Consider the following 20,887-nt stretch of genomic DNA (forward strand, 5'->3'; position numbering starts at 1 on the left):
TTCCAGCCAGCGCACGATGTCGGACTTTGCGCGCGACCTGAGTGCTCCTGGGGTTGTGGGTAGCAGCACGAACTTGGTGGTCAACGACAACATCATGGCCGGATAGACCGGTAGGTTCGGTGTTTCTTCTGTACGCGAGGCATATGTAGCGATCACGCCGCCAGTCCTGATGGCTCCGAACAACGTTTCCAGGTTGCCGCCGAAATCGACGTCCACGATCCGGTCGACGCCAATTCCATTTGTGAAGTCCTTGACAGCCCGGGCGACGTCAATCATGCGGTAGTTCAAAGTCAAGTCTGCCCCAGCCTCATCCGCAACGGCAGCCTTTTCATCTGAACTAACCGTAGCGATCACTCGTGCTCCGGCCCACTTGGCCAGTTGGATCGCATAGTGACCGACAGCACCGGCACCTCCAGTTACAAGAATGTCCTTGCCGGCAACTGAGCCATTGGAAAACAGGCAGCAATGGGCGGTCATGGCAGGCACGCCCAGGCATGCACCTTCATTATAGCTGGTGTTGTCCGGCAAGGGCGCGACGTTATCGAGCGGCAAGCAAACAGACTGTGCTGCGGTGCCGTTCTGGCGGTAGCCGTCGGCGATGTTGGTCCAGACCCGGCGGCCTACCCAATCCTCGGAAACGCCAGCGCCCGCAGCGACGACAACACCGGCGCCATCGCAATGGGGAATGATCGGCCCCGAAAGTCGAGGCCACTTCTCGCCGCGCCTGCGGTTCGCGTCGGAAGGATTGACCCCAGAGGCGTGGACCTGGATGCACAGCTCTCCGTGACGTGGGGCAGGCGTATCCAATTCCCCGACCTGGAGAACATCATGAGGCTGACCGACTCTTTCGTACCATGCTGCTTTCATTGTGGGCTCTGTTTTTGGCGCTGTGATGCCGGCACATTGCGCCATTGCATGGCGGGAACAACATGACCTGCGCGCAATCGCAGTACCGGACCAACGAATAGTAGCAGGGACGGTTGACACTGCGCGAGTAATCCTCTGCACCCTGCAGAGGTATTCTTCGATCCCAGGTTCGTATTTGTGAAAAGAGAGGGCGCTATCCGGTTGATGTACCAAAACCAAGTGCATGATCTCTAAAGGCATTGCAAAGACTGACGAGATCGAAATCACTCCTCAGACCGCGACTCCTGTCGTTGCTCCTGCTCTTGGAAAAGCGACTTTCGCGGCAACCGTGGAACGGTTTGTCGGTCATCTTTTGGGAAGCACCGTACTCTCTTACAGAGTCCCCACTTTGCCACGCCCTCCGACAAGTGAATTGTCTATGGATGTTTTCTGCTGATTCTGCCTTCTCTGATGATCAAGTAACGTCCTGTGGCCGCTTGAGATGTAAATGAACATCAGCATAGTTATCACTTTGGGGATGCGGCAGTGACGAAGGGAAGCGGCGTTTTTGCTGGATTCACAGTTGTTCGCAGGCGAACAGTCTTCATGAGTCCTGATGAAGAGGAGCGAACCTTTGGATCCGCGGTCGTTCGATGGGAGGAGACAATGTCCATCTCATTTGTCATCTAAAGAATGCGGAGTCCATCTTGGAAGTCGATCCCTACAGCCTGTTGGTCAGCAGCCCCACGCTCACCGTGTTCCTGGCCATCGCGCTCGGCTATCTGATCGGCAAAATCAACATCAAGGGCTTCGAACTGGGCGCGACCGGCGGCGTGTTGCTGATCGCGCTGCTGTTCGGCCACTACGATCTGTCGCCGCATCCCTTCCTGGGCACGGTCGGCTTCACGCTGTTCATCTATTCGGTCGGCCTACAGGCGGGCCCGCGCTTTTTCAACGTGCTGATGGAAGACGGCGCACGCTACATCGGGCTGGCGCTGGTCGTCGCCGCCTCCGCCTTCATCGCCGCCAAGCTGCTGGCCGCCGGCTTCGGCTTGGACAACGGCTTGGCCGCCGGCATTCTGGCCGGTGCGTTGACCAGCACTCCAACCCTAGTCGGCGCGCAGAGCGCGCTGGAGACCGGCGTCGCGGTCGTGCCGCCGGGCGCGTCGGCGGACACGCTGCTGGAAACCATCTCGGTCGGCTACGCCATTACTTACGTCTTCGGCATGGTCGGGCTGATCCTGCTGGTCAAGCTGATGCCGAACCTGCTGCGAATCGACTTGGCCGGACAGGCCCGGTCCTATGCCAGGAAGAAGGGTTACCAGGAGGACAAGAAGAAGCGGCCCGAAGGGCTGCCGGTGGTGCGCGGCTACCAGGTCAAGGAGGGCGGGCGCATTGCCGGCAAGACACGGCGCCAACTGCAAGCTACAGAAGACCAGCGCGTCACCGCCGTGCGCGTCAAACGCGGTGAGAAGATCATAGAGCTGGGCATGGACGACCTGGTCGAGGCTAGCGATAAGGTGGCGATCCTGGCTGCGCCCGAACGCCACGCGGAGATGCGCGACGATCCGGACCTGACCTCGGGTATCTTGGATAAAGACCTGCTCGATACCTACATCACCAGTGCTGAGATCGTGGTCACACGCAGCGAGGTGACCGGCCGGTCTTTGAGCGAACTGCGTCTGACACCAGACTTCAATTGCTTCGTTACGCGCATCCAGCACAGCCAGATCGATCTGCCGCTGCGTGACAGCACCATCCTGCAGCGCGCCGACACGCTGACCGTGGTTGGTGACTCGCGGCAGATCGATAAGCTGGCCGAGTGGCTCGGCGTGATTGAGCGCGACGTGCAGGAACTCGATCTGGTGACCTTCGCCTCCGGCATCGCGCTTGGCCTGTTGATCGGGCTGGTCAGCGTCAAGGTCGGCACCATCAGCGTCGGGCTGGGCAGCGCCGGCGGCCTGCTGCTGGCCGGCATCCTGTTCGGCTACCTGCGGTCGCACAACCCGACTTTCGGGCGGGTGCCACCGGCGGCGCGCTACGCTATCATGGAGTTGGGGCTGATGCTGTTCATGGTCAACATCGGGCTACAGGCGGGCGGGGGCGTGCTTGAGGCGCTGCTGTCGGTCGGACCGGTAATAATCCTCTGTGGCATGATCGTGTTGCTGGCGCCACTGGTGATCGGCTTCCTGTTCGGTACCTACGTGCTGAAGCTCAACCCCGCACTGTTGCTGGGCGCCCTGACCGGCGCCATGACTTCGACGCCGGCGCTCGGCGTGGTCCAGCAGGCTGCTAAGAGCTCCATGCCAGCGCTCGGCTACGCCGGCACCTATGCCTTCGCCAACGTACTGCTCACCGTGGCGGGCACCTTGATGATGCTGTAGCGGTCCGTAGCCTGGATAGGTTCTGGGCGCACGGCATCGCACAGAAACTTCAGCGTCGCTCGTTTCCTTAGAGGCACAGAACACGTCCTGCCTCTTTAACTGACGCTCTCCACTTATCTCGGCCAAATCCATCTTTAGGCGTCGTGTAAGTCGACCGGCGACCTCCTGCTCCCCGTGAGCTCCACAATAAGATTCTGCAAGTACTTCGCACGATCCTGACATCTATTCCCAACCTGAAACCATAGGCTACGACTCACAAAGCTCGAAGGAGCGCAGCGTCATGTCGTCCATATTGATTGTAGGCGGAGGGTCGGGCATCGGGCTCGCCTGCGCTGAGTTGGCCCTTGAAAATCACTGGCTCGTTGTGATTGCCGGTCGGTCGGAAGAGCGTCTACTGGCCGCGAAGGAGAAGTTGGGAGATGTCCGCACGATTTCTTTTGATGCCTACAATCTGAATAAGGCACGCGCAGCTCTTGGTGACTTGGATGTCGAAGCCGTCGTCGCCACCAGTGGCAGCGATGCGGGCGCAGTGCCTTCTGCTGCGATGAGCGCATCCGGCATCGTCCAGGCGATCGAAACGAAGGCAGGCTCACAATTGATGGTGCTTCAGGCCGCGAAAGATACGTTGTCGTCGCTTTCCTCCATGACGTTTGTGACTGGCGCGCTTGCACGAAAGCCTGCCCCAGGAATGGCGCCGCTGATAGCCGCGAACGCCGTCCTCGAAACACTGACTCCTGTGCTCGCCAAAGAGCTGGCGCCGGTCAGAGTTAACAGCGTTTCTCCTGGATTCGTGGAGACGCCGATCTACGCAAGCTTGGGAGAGAAGGAACGTGCCGAGATGACCGAGGCAATGAAGCAGGCGTCCCCACTCGGACGGAATGCCACGCCTCGCGACGTTGCCGGAGCTGTTTGGTTTTCCGTCACTAACCAATCCGTCAATGGCGCTGTGCTGCCCCTCGACACGGGGATCTAATGCAAGCACTCCTGAAGCGCCAATTGTACCAACTCTTGCATAGCTCGTTTGCGGAGACGGATAACAAGATATGAGAATCGGGATCATTGGCGCTGGAGCGATTGGCCAGACATACGCCAAGCTCTGGAGCGCGGCGGAGCATGAAGTCTTCCTGAGTTCCAGGAACCCCGAGAAGCTGGTGTCGCTTGTCCAGGACATCGGAGCGAATGTCCAAGCCGGAACAACGGCTCAGGCTGCTCAGTTCGGTGAGGTCATTCTTCTTGCCGTCAACTACTCGACTGTCGGCGAAGCTGTTAACGCGATCCGACCTTATGTAGAGGGCAAGTTAGTCATCGACGCAACCAATCCGCTGCGTCAAAAGGAAGACGGTGGTACCGAGCGTGTGATCGAGGACGATCAGATTGCCGGAATGGTGATGGCAGATATGTTGCCCGAAGCCAGGATCGCCAAAGGGTTGACGACGCTATGGACTGGCTACGTCGAGCGTCACGCAAACGTTGCAGACCCGACGATCGCCATGACCCTGGCCGGTGACGATGCCAAAGATCGCGAGACCGTCGCCCAGCTCATTCGGGACGCCGGGCTCGTCCCCGTCGATCTGGGGCGGCTCGCCCAGTCCCGCCCGCTCGATCCGCCGAGCCCGATCTGGAACGTCGTATTGACAGCCGAGGAGCTTGAGGCCCAAGTCGACGAATTCCGGCGTAAAACCGCCGAAGAGACGTAGCCTGGTCCTCGAACCCAAACGGGCGATATCGCGACGTTAAATGCCTACGAAGGCGTCTCACCGGACAACATAACCACGGTCATGGTTTCCCAAGTCGGAATTGGGCAGGGGCACATCACTTTGCGCGCGATCATTGCAGAGGAACTGATACTGTTTGAGTGAGAGACCGCGTCGGTCGATGCAGCCTACGTCAACCCGGTTCTTGGAACGCAGTTCACTGGGAATGCCGAGAGCACGGGGATGTTCTGGCCGCTGCTACGGCAGATGGGCGCGGCCGTATGGGAGATGCTTCTACTCGCCGCTGCTGAGTAGTCGGCTGTCAAGCAACCGACATGACGGTTTTCTGTAAAGCCTCGACACGATCGTAAAATCCAGACCACGGCCGCTTCGCTAGGGTTCAGCCGAGCAAATGGTTTGGAGTGTCCGATGGTTAACCACGGTATTTCATTTTCTCAGCGGACCGATTGTGTTCGCCGGGAGCGACGAGTTGCCCATCGCTGGCCTCTGGTGTCCGACGATGGATGGTAGCGTCGAAGCGCCAACGCCCGCTGTTGCAAGAGCAACAGCTTCTGATTCCGCCGGCGTGGCCTCGACCGGCACCTCTCCGTCCATGACCTCTGTTGTCCCGTGATGGCGGTGCATGAATGCGACCCCCCGCCACCGTCATCAGGCCCCGCGAGGTTCTTCCTAGCGAGGCTTGCAAACAGTCGGAGTCATTTTCATCGGCGATCAAGGGCAAGTCCGTAGGCGCTTCGCCGTTTCTCAAAAAGGAGAACAGTATGTCCAAACGCGTTCACATCGCCAAGTTTGGTGGCGTCGACGGTCTGAGGATCGATAATGTCGACATCCAACCGCCCGGACCCGGCGAAGTCAACATTGCGGTCGAAGCGATCGGCATCAATCGCGGCGATATCCTGCTGCGCCAGGACCGGTACATCGAAAGCCCCGATCTCCCTAGTCGCATGAGCTACGACGCAGCCGCGCGCATCACGGCCATTGGCGATGGTGTAACGGGTTTTCAGGTGGGCGATAAGGTGATGACGATTCCCGCGTTCTTACAGTCGCACTACGGCGTCTGCGGGGAAGATGTGAATGTCCCCGACTATGCGCTCTGGCCGTGGCCGGAGGCCATGTCCGCCGAAGAAGCTTCCTGTGTCGGCGTACAGTATCTGACGACGTACTTCGGCATTAAAGAGGTCGGCGGCGCAAGAGATGGCGATACCGTCCTGCTTCCGGCCGCCACCGGCGGCGTCGGGCTTACCGCAATCGAGGTGGCGCGGGAACTCGGGCTGACAGTCATCGCGACTACGCGCAGCGCGGACAGTGTCGATTTGCTTCGTCAAAAAGGTGCAGATCACGTGGTCGTTACCCCCGAGGAGGATCTGCAAACGCGGGTCCAGGAGGTTACGGGTGGCAAGGGCCTTAAGACGATTTTCGACCCCATCGCTGGCGCGACCGTCGGAACATCACTGGCTTGCCTGAAACCAAATGGCACGCTGGTTCTCTATGGAGCGCTCGACCCGAACCCTGCGCAGCTTTCGACGACCGAACTGATCGGTAAGAATGCAAAGATCGTCGCCTACACTGTATTTGCCTATTCAGGTTCGATAGGCCTCGGCTTCGAACAGCAGACCGATCTCGTCAATGAGGCGAGAGACTTTCTGATACCGCGACTGGGCGACGGTCGCCTCAAACCCGAGATCAGCAAGGTCTTCGACCTCGAGGACGTTGCCGCGGCCCACACCTTCCTCGATGAAGAAAACAAAACCGGCAAGGTCGTCCTGCGCACCGCGCATGGACGTGCCGCCAGTTAGTCAAGAGCTCTACGCATAAAAGGAGGCGAACGATGAATGACTTCCAAGGCAAAGTAGCCTTGATTACAGGCGCCCGGTCCGGCATTGGCGCTGCGACCGCCCAACAGCTTGCCGAAAGGGGCGCGAAAGTCGCCATTGGCGTCCGCAAGGACGGCGACGGCGAAGAAACGCTAACCGCTGTTCGAGAGGCTGGAGGTGATGGTGCCATCTTCACGATTGACGTGTCCGATCAGAAACAGATTGACGACGGTGTTGCTGCGGTCATCGATACTTTTGGCCGCCTCGACGTCCTGATTGCCAACGCCGGAATAGAGCCTACAGATACGGTCCCTATTCAGGACTGGACAGTTGAAAACATCGACAAGCTTTTGACCGTCAATCTTCGCGGTGTCCTTCTGACCTGCCGCGCTGGCTTACCGCATATCGTAAAGGCGAAGGGATCGGTGTGCCTCCTATCGTCTTTGATGGGCACAGTCGGCAGCTTTGGCGTCGGTCCGTACTCAGCGACCAAAGCCGGGGTACAGGGCATTACAAGAACCCTTGCAGTCGAACAGCAAGCGAACGGCGTGCGGGTCAACTGCGTCGTCCCCGGCGCGATTGCAACTGAGATGCTCGAGCGCTTCTCCTCGACGATTGGTGGCTTCAGTGCCGAAAAGAACGTGCCGATGGGCCGCGCAGGAAGAGCAGAAGAAGTCGCTGCGGCAATTACCTGGCTATGCTCCCCCGCGGCGTCCTATGTCACCGGCCAGTCGCTCGGCGTCGACGGCGGGATAACCGTGGTCATGCCGGCTGCAGAGTGAAGCGTGGATCTGCGCGTTGTTGCGCAGCGGTGATGCTGCTCTCGGCCTCAAGCGTGAGTGTCGCCGCCATCGCGTCCACGCAGGCGGTCGCGCAGGACGAGCAGACGGCGGGTCAGCAGATTCAGATTTTTCGGTGGGCGGAGGATTACTCTTACATCGAGAAGATGGACAGACCACGAGTAGGCTTTGAGCATCTCAAGTGGCTTCCAATGGGTTCCCCCGACATCCGGCTCAACCTGGGAGGGCAGTACCGGCTGCGACTGGACAGCGTTCGCAATCCGAGTTTCGGTCTGGTTCCCGGACAGGACGACTTCACGTCCGTAACACATCGGTTTCTAGCCCATGGCGACCTCCATGTCGGTGACAACATCAGAGCATTCGCCGAACTCGGTTACTATGTGGAGAATGGCCGGGAGCCTAGAGCCCGGCCTTTCGACGAAAGCGATCCCGATATCCAGCAGGCATTTCTGGAGCTACGAGGCGATACATTACCCTTTTCACCGACGCTACGGCTTGGGCGCCAGGAGATCGTCTTCGGAGCGCCACGATTTCTCAGTCTGCGTGAAGGCGCGAACACACGGCGAAGGTTCGATGCGGTACGTCTCGACCTTCAAATCGAGAACAGCGAGCTGGCACTCTTCGCCGGACGTCCGATTGAACTGGACGATAGTGCGTTTTCAGACAGCTCGGACGATACAGAGTCCGTTTGGGGCATATATCTGCAGTCGCCATCACCGATCTCCTCGTCGGGTGGCCTAGACCTCGCCTACATCGGACGGCGTGACGAAGATGAAGCCTGGGCGCAGGGAGTCGGATCCGAAACACGACACACCTTCTCCGCGCGGGCTTTCGGCCAGACGCCTTTGTCGACCGGAACGTTCGACTATGACATTCAGGGAGGCATCCAAACCGGCAGCTTTGCCGATGGCGACATTTTTGCCTGGGGCCTCTCAGCCGAGGCCGGTTACCAGTTCGATGAGTTACCTTGGACGCCGCGCATCGCCATGCGCGCCAACGCAATATCGGGTGATGATGATCTTGAAGATCCTGATCTCGGAACACTTAACGCGCTTTATCCGAACCTTGGCTACTTTACCGACGCTACCACCTTCGCGCCGGCAAACATGCTCGACGCTCATCCATTTGTCGAGTTTCGGCCGCATGAAAAGCTCACTTTCGAAGTGGGGGCTGACTTTCTGTTCCGAATGTACGAGGAAGATGCCGTCTATGGGGCCGGATACATCCCGCTGGTGCCGGCTGGACAAGGCGGTAGCGGCCAAATCGCAACGCTCGTCGAGATCACCGGCATTTGGGCGGTCACCGATCATATCGAGGTCAAGGCAAGCTATGTGCGAGGCATCGCAGGTTCGATCATCGACCGGGTTGGCGGCAACGATTTTGACTTCGGTTTGGTCCACGCGAGCTTTCGGTTCTGATTTTCAGAGACATACCTTGCCGGAGCTCCAGACAGCCAACGTCCAGAGCCGTTAGGTGGAAAGTCATCTGACATCTCCTTTGTCAGCCTGTTTGCCTTCGCAAGTCGCTGATCCAGCGCCTCGACGAGTCTTTCATAGAACTCGCGGTCCGTGGCCTAGCGGCGCGTAACTCTGTGCGTTCGTCCTGGGTCCCGAACGTCATGACCTATGACACGAGAGTTAAGCGACATCCGGACTACCCCACGGATCAACGCTCATATCCCAAATTTAGAAATGATCTGATTGGCCCGAGCGCGTGTCTCCAGATCGTTCCAGTCGCGTAAGAGCTCGAGAATTATCTGCCGCGTTGATACTGGCACACCGCCCGCTTGTTGAATGCGTGATCGGTGGGCGCTTTCGATTGAGGAGGACGGCCACACGATGGCATCGACTACAAAAAAGCAATCATGGCCATGCGCCAAGGCGCCTAACACGGTGAAAGTCAGAGAAGCCTCGGTGCAACGCCCGAAAACTAAGAGTGTAGCTCGGTCCCAAGAAGCAATAACGTTGACGAAGCCTTGATCTTCCCAAGGGTCCAGAACCTGTCGATTGGTGACAACGATGGTCGAGCCGCCCGACGCAATCGGATCACGCGAGTCCTTGACACCCTTCTCCCGGTAGCGCGTGATGGTTGCAGGAAGATCCAGTGCGTCGCGGAGCGCCAGCAAGGCTCCGATGGCCTGAGTTTGCTGCGAATCTGGCACGGTTTGATAGTGTTTCGAAAGATGATCGACAATTACGATCCCTATACGGTCCGGTGACTGCAAAGCGCTCCGCTGACGGATGTCGTGGCTCACCGGACATGCACCTGGACGCGGGAAGCTCGTTCCGGCAACGATTGAATCCAGGTGCGCGTCCCATACTTTTTGCGCGATGAGATGCAGCTCTTAAGCCAAATCGATTGACTGACAAAGATAACATTGCAAACGCCGCTGATCTCCATCGTCGACTCGCGCACTTTCGTGGTTTCGAGGAAAGATGTGATGAACCGCTCGGCGCTCTACCAATAGCTTTTCAGGTCAATTTCCGGCTGCCTTCCAGATCTCAGACATTTGCTTGTGAGAATCGTGCATTCTGTTGGAGACGAAAGTGTCGCGACGCTAGCTCGATTCCTTTAGGCACAGCATCAGTGGTGGGAGTGGCCCAACCCTAGACCGCAAGAATTTCATTGGAGACTGGCTTGAATTCGAAATTTGCTGACCCGGGGCTTTGCGACGCTGCTCGCGAGATCTCATAAAATGTTATTCTTCAAGAAGATAGTAGTGAAAATCTCCGTACTCGGTACTGGAAACACTGGCGGCTCGTTAGGCGTGTTATGGGGTCGCTTGGGGGGGAATAGGGCGAACTGAGGCTCATGCCGATGCTAGATTAGCCCATATGCTCTTATACTGCGTGTAGCTTTCAAGTGCTTCGGGCCCGTGTTCCCGACCAAAGCCAGACATTTTGAACCCGCCGAACGGCGCGTTCGGATGGAACCGATGCCATGTATTGAGCCAGATAGTCCCTGCGTGCAATTTGTCAGCAAGGCGTATAGCGCGGCCGATGTCGCCGGACTGGATTCCCGCCGCTAGGCCGTAAGGCGTGTCGTTTGCGATTTGGAGTGCCTCGTCTTCGGTGTTGAACGGCATGACTGAGATTACGGGGCCGAAGATCTCTTCCCGGCTGATGATCTGGTCGTTATAGGCGTCGGCGAAGACGGTGGGCTCGATGAAGAAGCCCTTGCCGTTTAGCGATCGTGGATTGCCGCCAGTGAAGAGCCGTGCGCTTGATCTCCCTTTTTCGATGTAACCCATAACTTTGTCGAATTCGCCTTTGGTGGCGATTGGGCCGATCACCGTATCGGACTCGAGCGGGTCGCCGATTTTTGCATTCGCCGCAAGCGCAGACAGTCGGGCGATTACCTCATCATAGACGGCGCGTTCAACAAGCAGTCTAGATCCCGCGACGCAGACCTCGCCCTTGTTCCAGAAGATCCCTATGAACGCATTTTGTACGGCGCGATCGAGATCGGCGTCGGCGAAAATGATGTGCGGAGACTTGCCGCCCAGCTCCATCGTGAGATGTTTCATGGAATTAGCGCCGGTCTGGAAGACGCGCTGGCCGACGGCAGTCGAGCCCGTGAACGCCACTTTATGAACGTCTGGGTGGGCAGTGAGAACGTCGCCCACTTCCCGGCCGGAGCCGGTCAAGAGATTGTATACGCCAGGCGGCAGGCCCGCATCGATCGTGATCTGCGCGAAAGCGATGGCGCTTGAGGGTGTCGTTTCCGAAGGCTTGTGGACGACCGTATTGCCGGCTGCCAGGGCTGGAGCGATCTTCGACATGGAGAGCGCGAATGGAAAGTTGAACGGCGTGATTGCGGCCACGACGCCAAGCGGCTCGCGGCGAGTCAGGATTCGCAAATCCGGCTGGTAGCTCGACCGATACCCCCCGTCCATTGAAGTCATAGCGAGACTGCCGAAGATGCGGAACATGCCGGCGCAATGGGGGATAATCGCGTGAATGAAATCCCGGTAGGGCATACCCATATCCATCGCTTCGCGAAGCGCGAGGTCCTCGGCGCGCTCTTCGATGAGATCGGCGATGCGAAATAGGACTTGCGCGCGGGCTTCGTGATGGAATGTCGGCCAGTCACCCGAAGTGAATGCTGCATAGGCGGCGGCAACCGCCGCTTCAGCGTCCTCCGGCGTGCCGCGCGCGGTCGCCGCGAATGCATCCTCGGTTGTCGGGTCGATTAGCGTCGTCTTTGCGCCATTCGACGCGTCGCGCCATTCCCCGTCAATCAGGAGCTGCGAGTCAGGACGGTGTGTTCGGGAGGGCGCGGCTTGAGTCATGACGGGGCTCCTGACACGTTTTCCAACTAAACAGGGAGATCGCGTGGGACGACCAAGACGCGGGGAATGAGCACGCCATCTGGCTGGCTCAACACAAAGTGCACGACCTCAGCTATGTCGCGAGGTCGCAAAGCGCCGCCTGAAAACACATACTGGCGAGCTTCCTCATTCCAGTTGTCGTAGAGGCGGGTTGCAACGGTGCCTGGCGCGACGGCGTGAGCATTGACGCCTGTTCCGACGAGCTCCATGCGGAGTGCATCGGTAAAGCCTTCGACGGCGAATTTGCTGGCGTTGTAGGCGGCGAGCTTAGCCCCGGTCTTATAGCCGGCAAAGGACGATATGTTGAAGATATGTCCGGATTTTTGGCTTTTGAACGCACGCGCAAAGCGTAAGGCAATGAGGATAGCGGCCTCGACATTGAGACGGAGCATGACGCGGACTTCCTCAGGGTCGATCTCATCAACGGCTCCCTCTACCATCATGCCGGCATTGTTGATGAGCACATCGACCCGGCCTTGGCTCTCCAGGGCGGCGTTCAAGAGCGCATTAGGGGCGCTTTGGTCGTGGGCGAGATCGAGCGGTATGACGTGTCCTTCGACCTTTTTCGCAACGCGGTCGAGATTAGGCGTCTGTCGTGCCGACAGAACCAGTCTATAGCCTCCAGCGCGGAGACGTTCGGCGACTGCCTCTCCGATGCCGGATGATGCGCCCGTAATGACCGCTACTCTGTCTGCGTCCGCCATTACTGTCTCGCCTCCGCAGTCCAAACCATGGAACGAGATGTAAAGGAAAGCGGCACCTTCCGTATTTTACGATTCGAACGTGCTTTACCACGTTAACGATGTGCGCCGCCGTGCGGCGGTGGTTACGATAACGCCTCCCGTCGCATCGCACCTGGCGTCAGGCCGAATTGCTGCTTGAAGCAGGCAGTCAGGTGGGATTGGTTCGCGAAGCCGCAGTGATAGGCGACCTCGGCTATAGGCAGGCTAGTGGTCAGCAGCAGCTCTCTGGAGCGCTCGCAGCGGCGGCGCTGGACATAGGCCCAGACCGGTTCTCCGGTCGTCGCCTTGAAGCTGCGCGAAAAGTGTCCTGGGCTGAGGCAGGCGACGCTGGCGATTTCGGCCACCGTCAACGCGTCGCCCAAATGCGCCTCAATGTAGTCGATCGTGCGGGCAATCCGCGTGTCTTCCGGGAGCGCCGAGCCAATTGGAGAAAGGTCTTGATCGCCTGATAGCAAAGCGAGCAATTGCAGTGTGGTGGCATCGACCAAAATAGTATGGCTTGGGTCTTCCGCCATCGCGAGTCGCCAAATCTTCTGCAACAATTGGATCGCCTGCGGAGACCGCGCGGCCCGCCCATAGAACTGACCGATCGTTGTGTCACCCAAGTTATACCGGTCAAGCAATGGCTGAAACTTGTGCAGCGCGAAAGCGGCGGTGAGCGTAGTTGTGGCGGAATGAGCAGTGAAATCCGCGCCGGTGTGCGGAGGGAGTATGTTGATGGTTTGAGGAGGGACGTTTCGATGAATGCGCGGGCCATCGCCAAGATCAAGCACCAGCTCGCATGTCCCGAACATACATGCGTTGATCGTGAATTGGGCCATCTCCTCGACATACCCCTCACCTGCACCCTTCGTCGCGCGAACAAGTGTCAAGCCATAGGAGCCTGCAGTGAGTCGCTCGCTGTGAGTGGCGTTAACATCCTCGGACTGAAAAAAGTCGGCACAATTCGACGTGACGCTTGACTCTCCACGGTTCGGATCGGTCATGACAGCAACTCCCGCCGCGCCTGTGCGGGTGTCACGTCGAACTGCTGCTTGAAGCAGGCGGTGAGATGGGATTGGTTCGCAAATCCACAGCGGTAGGCGATCTCGGCTACGGGCAATTGGGTCGTGAGCAGCAGCTCCTTCGCCCGCTCGCCGCGTCGGCGCTGGACATAGGCCCAGACAGGTTGCCCGGTCGTCGCCTTGAAACTGCGGGAAAAGTGGCCGGCGCTCAGGCAGGCCACGGCGGCGATTTCAGCGACCGTCATCGCCTCGCCCAGATGCGCCTCAATATAGTCGATCGTGCGCCCGATGCGTGGGTCGTTCATCGACAAGCCCAGCATCTTCGGCAACTCTTTCCCGTGTGGGATGTATGCTCCCGCCAGCGCGGCGCGAAGCGCTAGGCTCACGCCCTCGACGTACAGCGTGTCTAGAGGCTTGCTGCGATGCGCCGTAATCACGGCGTCACGCAAAGTACACGCTAGAGCTGTGACCTTTCGATCGCTCAGCATCATGAGCGATCGATCGATAGCCTCAAGTCCGGAGGCTTCACGCAGAGCGTCATCCAGCAAGCCATCTCGAAACTCGACGAACAGGCATTCGCCGTGGTGACGAAGGTCGCTTTCAGATGCTGCTGTTCCGGACGGATGTACGTTGAAGGTGAGGGGGCTTCCTTCGAGGGTGTGCGAACGGTCGCTGTTTAGCGCGTACCATGAGCGGTAGGGCGCATAATTGAAGACCATAAGGTCGGCGGAAGTCGTTGCATTAAGAGTCCAGCCTCGAGCGCCGGGATATGTCAGATCGAGACGGGTGTGGTCGACTGCCAGCGCACCAAGGAGAACAGGCCGCACCGACATTCGGTCGCGAAGGTCGGTACCGTCAAACACCTCCACCATAAGTCGGCGACACTTGCGGCCCCTCGATTTCCAAATCTACCTTAAGATGGTAAGTGGGGGTTGGGTCCGGTTAAACAAGGGCAGCACGCGGCTCTTCGGTCGTTGCCGCTCAGCATATCCGAGACTGAATTCCTAAAGTGGGCAGCTGCCTAATCAGTCTTCACCAGTGCTGACCTGTAGAACCGGCTTAGCCCGGTCGGATGACGCCATGTAGTGCCGTGCGACTTCGTCGATCGACGCCCAATCGACGGTGGGACCGACAGGTCCGGTCAGATAGCCTCGACCAAGGCTGTCGAGCAGTCGCTGGAGGATCTCCGTTCCGGTGTCCGGCCCGCGCTCGATCTCAGCAAACAAATTGATGATATGGATCTGCCCACTCAAGGCCAGTATTTCGGGTATCGGCACAGTCATGCTTTCACCGCCGACGGCGGAAACCACCACATAGGCGCCGCCAGGCTTGAGGATTGCGGGAACATCGTTGGCCACGCCCGCTCCTATGATGTCGACAACGAGATCGAACAATGGGCCTTCGCCCAGGAACGCCGCGACGCCTTCGGTCACACGCACGTCGATGTCGCCGTGGCAGCTAGCTTGCGGAACCTGCGAATCGCGCCGCACCGCCGCGCTAACTTTCGCGCCCGCCGCAAGCGCTATTTGACAGGCATATTGGCCCACGGCCCCGGCGGCACCGGTGACGAGAACCTGCTTTCCGTAGAGGAACCCTCCATGCCGCAAGCTTACGAAAGCCGTCATCGCCGGCACGGGGAGACAGACGGCCTCCGTCATCTCGACACTCTTCGGCAACTCGGCAATCATGCCGGCGTCGACGGCAATCTGCTCAGCCCAAGCGCCCGCGCGCAGGGTACCGACGACGGGGGCACCTTCCGCAGGACTGGGGCGGTTCTGCGCAGTTCTTGCTACACGGCCCGTGAAGTCCCAACCGATGCGTGCGCCATCAGCCACGCTTTCCATATAACGCAGCTCACCTGGATTGAGCGCAACATAGTCGACGTCCACCAGAACGTCGTCGGGACCCGCAATCGGTTCGGCTACCTCAGCGAGTTCCAAGCGGGTTTGGCAATCGTGGCGAACGACGACGGCGCGCATGATTGGGTCTCCCGGTCCGGTCGAGCGCTGCCGGTCATGGTTGCAGCGGCCGGGAGCGCTCCTGATGCATTCTCTGGCGCGCAGTCACGGGATGCTATCTCGATATGAAGCGTGTTTGTCAGAAACTGGACATCTGACGGTGGCCGGGGCGTCTGGCTGCAGATCCGTGGTTTCACTACCGTACCTATCACAGGATCAGGTTTAAGTTTCCCAATCGGGCGTGCGGCGCCTTAACGCTTCCTTGCGCTGATCTTCCGGGAAAAGATCCGCCGTCAACGACATCTGGTCATAAGTCCGGCGATGAATGAGCCAGCGGCCATCTTGCTTGACGAGTTGGTCACGCACGACGCCGTGGGCGAAGAGCCGCGGCAGCAGGGCCGTTGGCTCAGCTCCCATCGCATGGACCTGCATGACGATGGTGTAGTGAACGGCTTTGGCGGTCTCCGTTCCCGTTCCCACGGCTGCAATGTTAACGGCCTGATGCCGGATGGCGCCGAGAAGTTCAGGGTTGTCGCGCATAAGCGCCGCAAATCCGCTCCGCCCCTCCATAGCGCCAAAGACCGCATGCTCTTGTCGGAAATCCTCGGTAACGATCGAGGCGAGGTGCGCCTCGTCGCCTGTATCCAAGGCCAAGCAGTGACGGGCGATCAGTTCGTGGATAGCGAGGCGATCCTCGGTGGGCAAGGGAGCATTTTCCTGCGGGCTTAGCAGGCCAGCGGGGCTGATAGTGCGGGCTGTGACGTGCTGGGTGGTCATGATCGGTATCACAAAGGTGCGCCGTGCTTGGCAAAAGGGATTCGACGAAACCGCTGGCCAGTGGCTGCAAAGATCGCATTGCCAAGCGCGGGAGGCACCACCGGCGTCGCGACTTCGCCGAACGATCCCGGCTCTTCGCCCGTTTCGATGATCTCAACGACAAGACGCGGCGCCATGTCGATTCGGAGCATCTCGTAATCGTACAAGTTGCGCTGATCCGGATAGCCGTCGGTGAAGGTGATCTCCTCCTGGAGCGCCCAGCTAAACCCGAACAACAAACCACCTTCCAGGTTCTGTTTGGCCAGCAGTGGGTTAATCACCAGACCTGAGTCGCACACGCAATAGAGGGTTGTGGCGCGCCACCTATTGTCTTGCTCTTGCAGCTCGACAACGACTGCGAGACGCGATCGCCAGTAGTTCTTGTTGTGCATGAATGCAATGCCGCGCGATGTGTTGGCCTCGCCTGGCTCCCAACCGGACAGTTCCGCAGCCCGTTTGATCACCGCGCGACTGCGTTCGTCTGCAATGAGCGACAATCGATATTCCAGCGGATCGCGCCCTAGACGATGAGCCGCTTCGTCGACCAAGGACTCGATCAACAGCAGGTTGTGGTTGTCCATATTGCCGCGCCATGGTCCGATCCGCGGCGGAGAAAGATAAGGCATGTATCGACCGTCCTCTGCCTCAGTGCCGTAGTCGGATCCGAGCAGGCTGAAGGCAGGCACATCGAGCGGCTTGACCCTGTCGTACCAGTCGGGAAGCATGTTCTGCCAGAAACCGGTGGCTGACACTGCGGCTTGGTAAGCGATCGGCCGACCGTTTTCGTCGAGGCCCAGGCGGCCCTTCACCATTGCTGCTGTACGGAACTGATCCATCAGGATGTCTTCTTCCCGAGACCAGATCACCTTCACCGGCGCTCCGACCGCCTTTGACAGAATGATAGCTTCCTCGATATGTTCGCGCCCGGTCCGCCTCCCGAATGCGCCGCCCATAAACTCATTGTGGATCTCAATCTCGGAAGCGCCGACGCCGAGCACGTCCGCGGCATAACCTGCATCCAGCGTCGGGGATTGGGTGGAGAGCCAGAGCTTGCAAGCATCTCCTTGCACGAAGGCGGTACATGTGACGGGCTCGATGCACCCATGCGCCGCCATCGGCATTTCATAGGTCGCCTCAATCACATGGGACGCTATCTTTAGCCCCTCGTCGATGTTGCCCTTCTTGCCGGGGGTCTCGACGCCGTCGCCCGTGAGGCCGGTTGTGAGTGCCGCACGCATCTCATCCGTTGAAAAACCGCTGGCCTCGATCGGCTCGAATTCCATCTCCACCATCTCGAGGGCCTTCACCGCTTGCCAGTAGTGGTCCGCAACGACTGCGACCCCATAGGGAACGGCCATTACCTCGCGGACGCCGGCCATCTCGACAGCGACGGACCCATCGAAAGAGGAGACAGGTGCTCGTCCCAGAGGTCCGTGCCGGACTGCGGCCCAGAGCATTCCAGGCACGGAATGATCGATCCCGAACATGGCGGAGCCGTCGAGCTTGTCCATGAGATCGAGGCGAGGCCGAGATTGTCCGATAAGCGTGAATTGTGATTGAGGCTTCAAAGGCGGGTCAGAGGGAACGGGTTGATGCAGCGCTTCCTCGGACAATTCAGCGAAAGTCCAGGCCCGACCTGTGGGCTCGTGAACAATCGTCGACTGGTCGGCGTGGAACTCTGATATGTCGGCTCCGGTCTGCTTCGCGGCAGCGCCGATCAACATTGTCCGTGCGGCGGCGCCGGCTTGCCGCATCGCCTCAAAGAACGTGTAGGTGGAAGTGCTGCCGCCGGTGAGCACGATGCCGCCATAGAGGTTGGGACTGATGAACTCGGGCCTGCGCTCCGTAGTAATCCGGAAACGCGTCCGATCCCAATCGGCGCTGAGTTCCTCGGCAAGTATCTGGGTGAGTCCGGTGGTGATGCCTTGCCCCATCTCGGCCTGAGCGACGAAGACCTCTACGTGGTTATCTGGCGTAATCGCGAGGAACGCGCTGACGCGTACGCCGTGTTGTGCTGTGTCTTTGCCGGATCGCGCAGTGAGGCCAGAGGGCCATAGAGCGAAGCTGAGAGCCAGACCCGCGCTTCCTGTAGCTTTCAGAAAATGCCGCCGGTCAAGTTCGGTCGCTTTTCGAAGAGCGATGTCCATAGCCGTTTACCCGTTCATGTATCCTGCGGCAGTCTTGATCGCCAAGCGTATGCGGTCATAGGTCATACAGCGGCAAAGATTCCCGGCCATGGCAGCATCGATGTCTTCATCGGTTGGTTCGTTGACTTCCTGAACCAACGCGATGGCGGACATGATCTGGCCCGACTGACAGTATCCGCATTGCGGTACCTGTAGCTCCGCCCAAGCTGTCCGAACCGCGTCTGCTGCGCGTGATCGCACGCCTTCGATGGTGGTGATCTTGGTCCCCACGGCGGCTTCGATGGGGTAAACGCATGAACGTTGAGGAAAACCGTCGATATGAACGGTGCAGGCGCCACAGGCGGCGATGCCGCAGCCGAATTTTGTCCCGGTCATCGACAGGTGATCGCGAAGCACCCAAAGCAGCGGCGTATCTGGGTCGACTTGTAGGTCGAAATCCTCACCGTTGATATTGAGCCGCATACGAGCCGTTCCTTCCTTGAGGAATACCGTAGGGATGCTAGTTGGGCGACCATTTCACCGATTTCAGGATTCCAACGTCCGCTATCGAGAATCTGTCGTTGTTTGGGAAAATCAGGCTCTTCTAGATGTCAGATCGAACAAGATCGATTCACTCAGGCCAGAACAGGGTCGTCGGTGCGCCCACCCTAAGTAAAGATGGCGCTTCAGCTTGGTTTCGTTCCTGACAAAGGACATTCGGATTCTGGCATGCTTTAACTGGCACCGTCCGGTAGCGTTTCGCTATATGCCAACCCAGATTGGGTCTGGCATCTACGCAGGTGTCATAGGTCTCCGATGCGCCCTAGGTATCGGCCGGAACTTGATGGATCTTGGGTCGATCAATCTCGCGGCATCAGAGCGGCCACTTTGACGCCGTCCTGCAGTCTGTCCGGGAGAAAAGAAGCTTGAGGTGGGCAAACCCAAATGAGACGTAACGAACGCCCGATCACTCAGGATGGTTTTCGCCAAAGCGAAGGTGCGCCCTCCCTATACAAAACCTTCCGCGCCTTGACAGTCGGCCTCGGTCTCTTAGCATTCACTTCCACCATTTCGGCCAAAGCCGACACACAATCGCCACGTGTCGCAGAAGTCGTTGCAAGTCTCTCAAAAGGCCACTTCATGGAAAACGTGGCCGTCTCTAGGGAAAACGACCTGTACATTACAGATTATGTGGGTCGGACGATTCTACAGTATCGCGAAGGTGAGGGCCTACGGCTTGTGCAGCGCTTGGACGTGTATCCGGTCGGAATCGCCGCTCATGAGACCGGCTTTGTCGTCTCGGCACACTCCGGCAGCCTGATGGCTGGTGTTGGCAATACGGGGCAGAACGTCATCTTGGAGCTAGACGCAGACGGAAAGGTCACGGACACTTTTGCTGTCCCCGGTGCGCGCTTCTTAAATGGCCTTGCTCAGATCGCAAACGATCAGTTCATCGTGGCCGACTCCGCTCTCGGGATCATCTATCTCGTGGACACGGCGCAGAATACTGCACAGCGATGGTTGGACGACGAACGCCTCGCGCCTGCCGATCCGCACAGCCCTGTCCCAGCCGCGAATGGAATAAAACTGAATGACGGCCTCGCCTACATTTCGAACTCTTCGAAAAGGCTCTTGCTGACCGTGCCTGCCGACGATCCTCGGCCAGACTCGATTAAAGTCGTCTTGAGTGGCGTGACGATTGACGACTTCGTCTTCGCGAATGACGGGCACATATTTGCAGCGACGCATTCCCATGAAGTTCTATGCATTTCCGACCAATTCGATGTCTCAGTTTTCGCCAACCAAGACCAAAGCATCGCAGGGGCAACGGCTGCGGCTATCGTCGAGAGAAAAGAGGGGGCCTATCTCTACGTGGTGGGCGATGGTGGCCTGTTCGAGGGATTGGAGCTGCAACCTCCCGCAATTGTCCGACTGCCTCTTAGTGGCGACTCGACATGTCGACATTGACGAACGGCCGCCGTTGCAGCGAGGGATCAATACTGTAGTTCTGAGCGGTTCTTGTCTGAATGGGACCATCAGCCTTAGCGCGACTACGAAGAGTATTGGGGCGCCCGCCCGGCCCTTAAGGCCGGTCGCCGGGCTGTCGTGAACCGAGCCCAGCTAGCGCGGGTCTCGGCCCTGCGGGCTTCCATCCCTGACGCAGGCCCGAACCTTCGGTTCGGGAGAAGGACGCCGCCCTCCGGGCGACGACACTTTACTTATGGCCTTTTCCCGGGGCGGGGGGCGGCCGGACACTCCCTTATAGCCCCGCCGGGACGGCCCGCAACCGCCTTGGCTTTAAGTCCGTCCACGTCAGCTTTCTCGTCCTACCAAGACAGTTGCGTCCCGCC

At 58.9% G+C, this 20,887-nt stretch carries 17 protein-coding genes (1 of these 17 cut by a window edge); 7 read left to right on the top strand and 10 right to left on the bottom strand.

From position 1 onward, the window contains the following. Positions 1-867 carry the 5' portion of an NADPH:quinone reductase gene (locus ACO06P_RS17480; RefSeq protein ID WP_420346498.1) on the bottom strand. It extends 117 nt beyond the left edge of the window, so 867 of the gene's 984 nt are visible here — the first part of the coding sequence; its start codon is at positions 865-867; its stop codon lies off the left edge, out of view. Between the two features lie 686 nt (positions 868-1,553). On the opposite strand from ACO06P_RS17480, the gene ACO06P_RS17485 reads away from it, so the two are divergent. The 6 genes from ACO06P_RS17485 (at position 1,554) to ACO06P_RS17510 (ending at position 8,977) form a co-directional block, all read left to right on the top strand. Continuing rightward, positions 1,554-3,230, top strand: coding sequence for an aspartate:alanine exchanger family transporter (locus ACO06P_RS17485; protein WP_420346499.1), 1,677 nt, complete (start codon positions 1,554-1,556; stop codon positions 3,228-3,230). 280 nt (positions 3,231-3,510) lie between these two features. Further along, positions 3,511-4,203 carry an SDR family oxidoreductase gene (locus ACO06P_RS17490; protein ID WP_420346500.1) on the top strand — a complete coding sequence of 231 codons (693 nt, stop codon included), beginning with the start codon at positions 3,511-3,513 and terminating at the stop codon, positions 4,201-4,203. Between the two features lie 70 nt (positions 4,204-4,273). Beyond that, positions 4,274-4,927 carry an NADPH-dependent F420 reductase gene (locus tag ACO06P_RS17495; protein WP_420346501.1) on the top strand — a complete coding sequence of 218 codons (654 nt, stop codon included), beginning with the start codon at positions 4,274-4,276 and terminating at the stop codon, positions 4,925-4,927. 779 nt (positions 4,928-5,706) lie between these two features. After that, positions 5,707-6,741, top strand: a complete 1,035-nt coding sequence (locus tag ACO06P_RS17500; RefSeq protein ID WP_420346502.1) for a zinc-dependent alcohol dehydrogenase family protein — start codon at positions 5,707-5,709, stop codon at positions 6,739-6,741. 32 nt (positions 6,742-6,773) lie between these two features. Continuing rightward, positions 6,774-7,541: an SDR family NAD(P)-dependent oxidoreductase gene (locus tag ACO06P_RS17505; protein WP_420346503.1), complete on the top strand. Its 768-nt coding sequence runs from the start codon at positions 6,774-6,776 to the stop codon at positions 7,539-7,541. 32 nt (positions 7,542-7,573) lie between these two features. Next, positions 7,574-8,977 (top strand): alginate export family protein, encoded by a 1,404-nt coding sequence (locus tag ACO06P_RS17510; RefSeq protein ID WP_420346504.1) that lies wholly within the window; start codon positions 7,574-7,576, stop codon positions 8,975-8,977. A gap of 254 nt (positions 8,978-9,231) precedes the next feature. On the opposite strand, the gene ACO06P_RS17515 is transcribed toward ACO06P_RS17510, so the two are convergent. The 9 genes from ACO06P_RS17515 to ACO06P_RS17555 form a co-directional block, all read right to left on the bottom strand. Beyond that, positions 9,232-9,813, bottom strand: a complete 582-nt coding sequence (locus ACO06P_RS17515; protein ID WP_420346505.1) for an isochorismatase family protein — start codon at positions 9,811-9,813, stop codon at positions 9,232-9,234. 555 nt (positions 9,814-10,368) lie between these two features. After that, on the bottom strand, positions 10,369-11,850 hold the full coding sequence (locus ACO06P_RS17520; RefSeq protein WP_420346506.1) for an aldehyde dehydrogenase family protein: 1,482 nt from the start codon (positions 11,848-11,850) through the stop codon (positions 10,369-10,371). Between the two features lie 26 nt (positions 11,851-11,876). Next, on the bottom strand, positions 11,877-12,593 hold the full coding sequence (locus ACO06P_RS17525; RefSeq protein WP_420346507.1) for an SDR family oxidoreductase: 717 nt from the start codon (positions 12,591-12,593) through the stop codon (positions 11,877-11,879). Positions 12,594-12,715: 122 nt separating this feature from the next. Further along, complete coding sequence (locus ACO06P_RS17530) at positions 12,716-13,618, bottom strand: helix-turn-helix domain-containing protein (protein ID WP_420346508.1); 903 nt, start codon at positions 13,616-13,618, stop codon at positions 12,716-12,718. Beyond that, positions 13,615-14,508, bottom strand: coding sequence for a helix-turn-helix domain-containing protein (locus ACO06P_RS17535; protein WP_420346509.1), 894 nt, complete (start codon positions 14,506-14,508; stop codon positions 13,615-13,617). Before ACO06P_RS17535 ends, ACO06P_RS17530 begins: the two co-directional genes overlap by 4 nt. A 153-nt stretch (positions 14,509-14,661) precedes the next feature. Beyond that, positions 14,662-15,615, bottom strand: coding sequence for a zinc-binding dehydrogenase (locus ACO06P_RS17540; protein WP_420346510.1), 954 nt, complete (start codon positions 15,613-15,615; stop codon positions 14,662-14,664). Positions 15,616-15,816: 201 nt separating this feature from the next. Then, positions 15,817-16,371, bottom strand: a complete 555-nt coding sequence (locus ACO06P_RS17545) for a nuclear transport factor 2 family protein (RefSeq protein WP_420346511.1) — start codon at positions 16,369-16,371, stop codon at positions 15,817-15,819. An 8-nt stretch (positions 16,372-16,379) separates the two neighbouring features. Then, positions 16,380-18,557 carry a molybdopterin cofactor-binding domain-containing protein gene (locus ACO06P_RS17550; protein ID WP_420346512.1) on the bottom strand — a complete coding sequence of 726 codons (2,178 nt, stop codon included), beginning with the start codon at positions 18,555-18,557 and terminating at the stop codon, positions 16,380-16,382. 6 nt (positions 18,558-18,563) lie between these two features. After that, positions 18,564-19,019, bottom strand: coding sequence for a (2Fe-2S)-binding protein (locus ACO06P_RS17555; protein WP_420346513.1), 456 nt, complete (start codon positions 19,017-19,019; stop codon positions 18,564-18,566). 462 nt (positions 19,020-19,481) lie between these two features. On the opposite strand from ACO06P_RS17555, the gene ACO06P_RS17560 reads away from it, so the two are divergent. Next, a complete protein-coding gene (locus ACO06P_RS17560; RefSeq protein WP_420346514.1) occupies positions 19,482-20,504 on the top strand; it encodes a hypothetical protein in 1,023 nt (340 codons plus the stop codon). The last annotated feature ends 383 nt before the right edge of the window (positions 20,505-20,887 follow it).

This window comes from Pelagibius sp. (genome assembly GCF_965227505.1).
Lineage (GTDB): Bacteria > Pseudomonadota > Alphaproteobacteria > Kiloniellales > Kiloniellaceae > Pelagibius.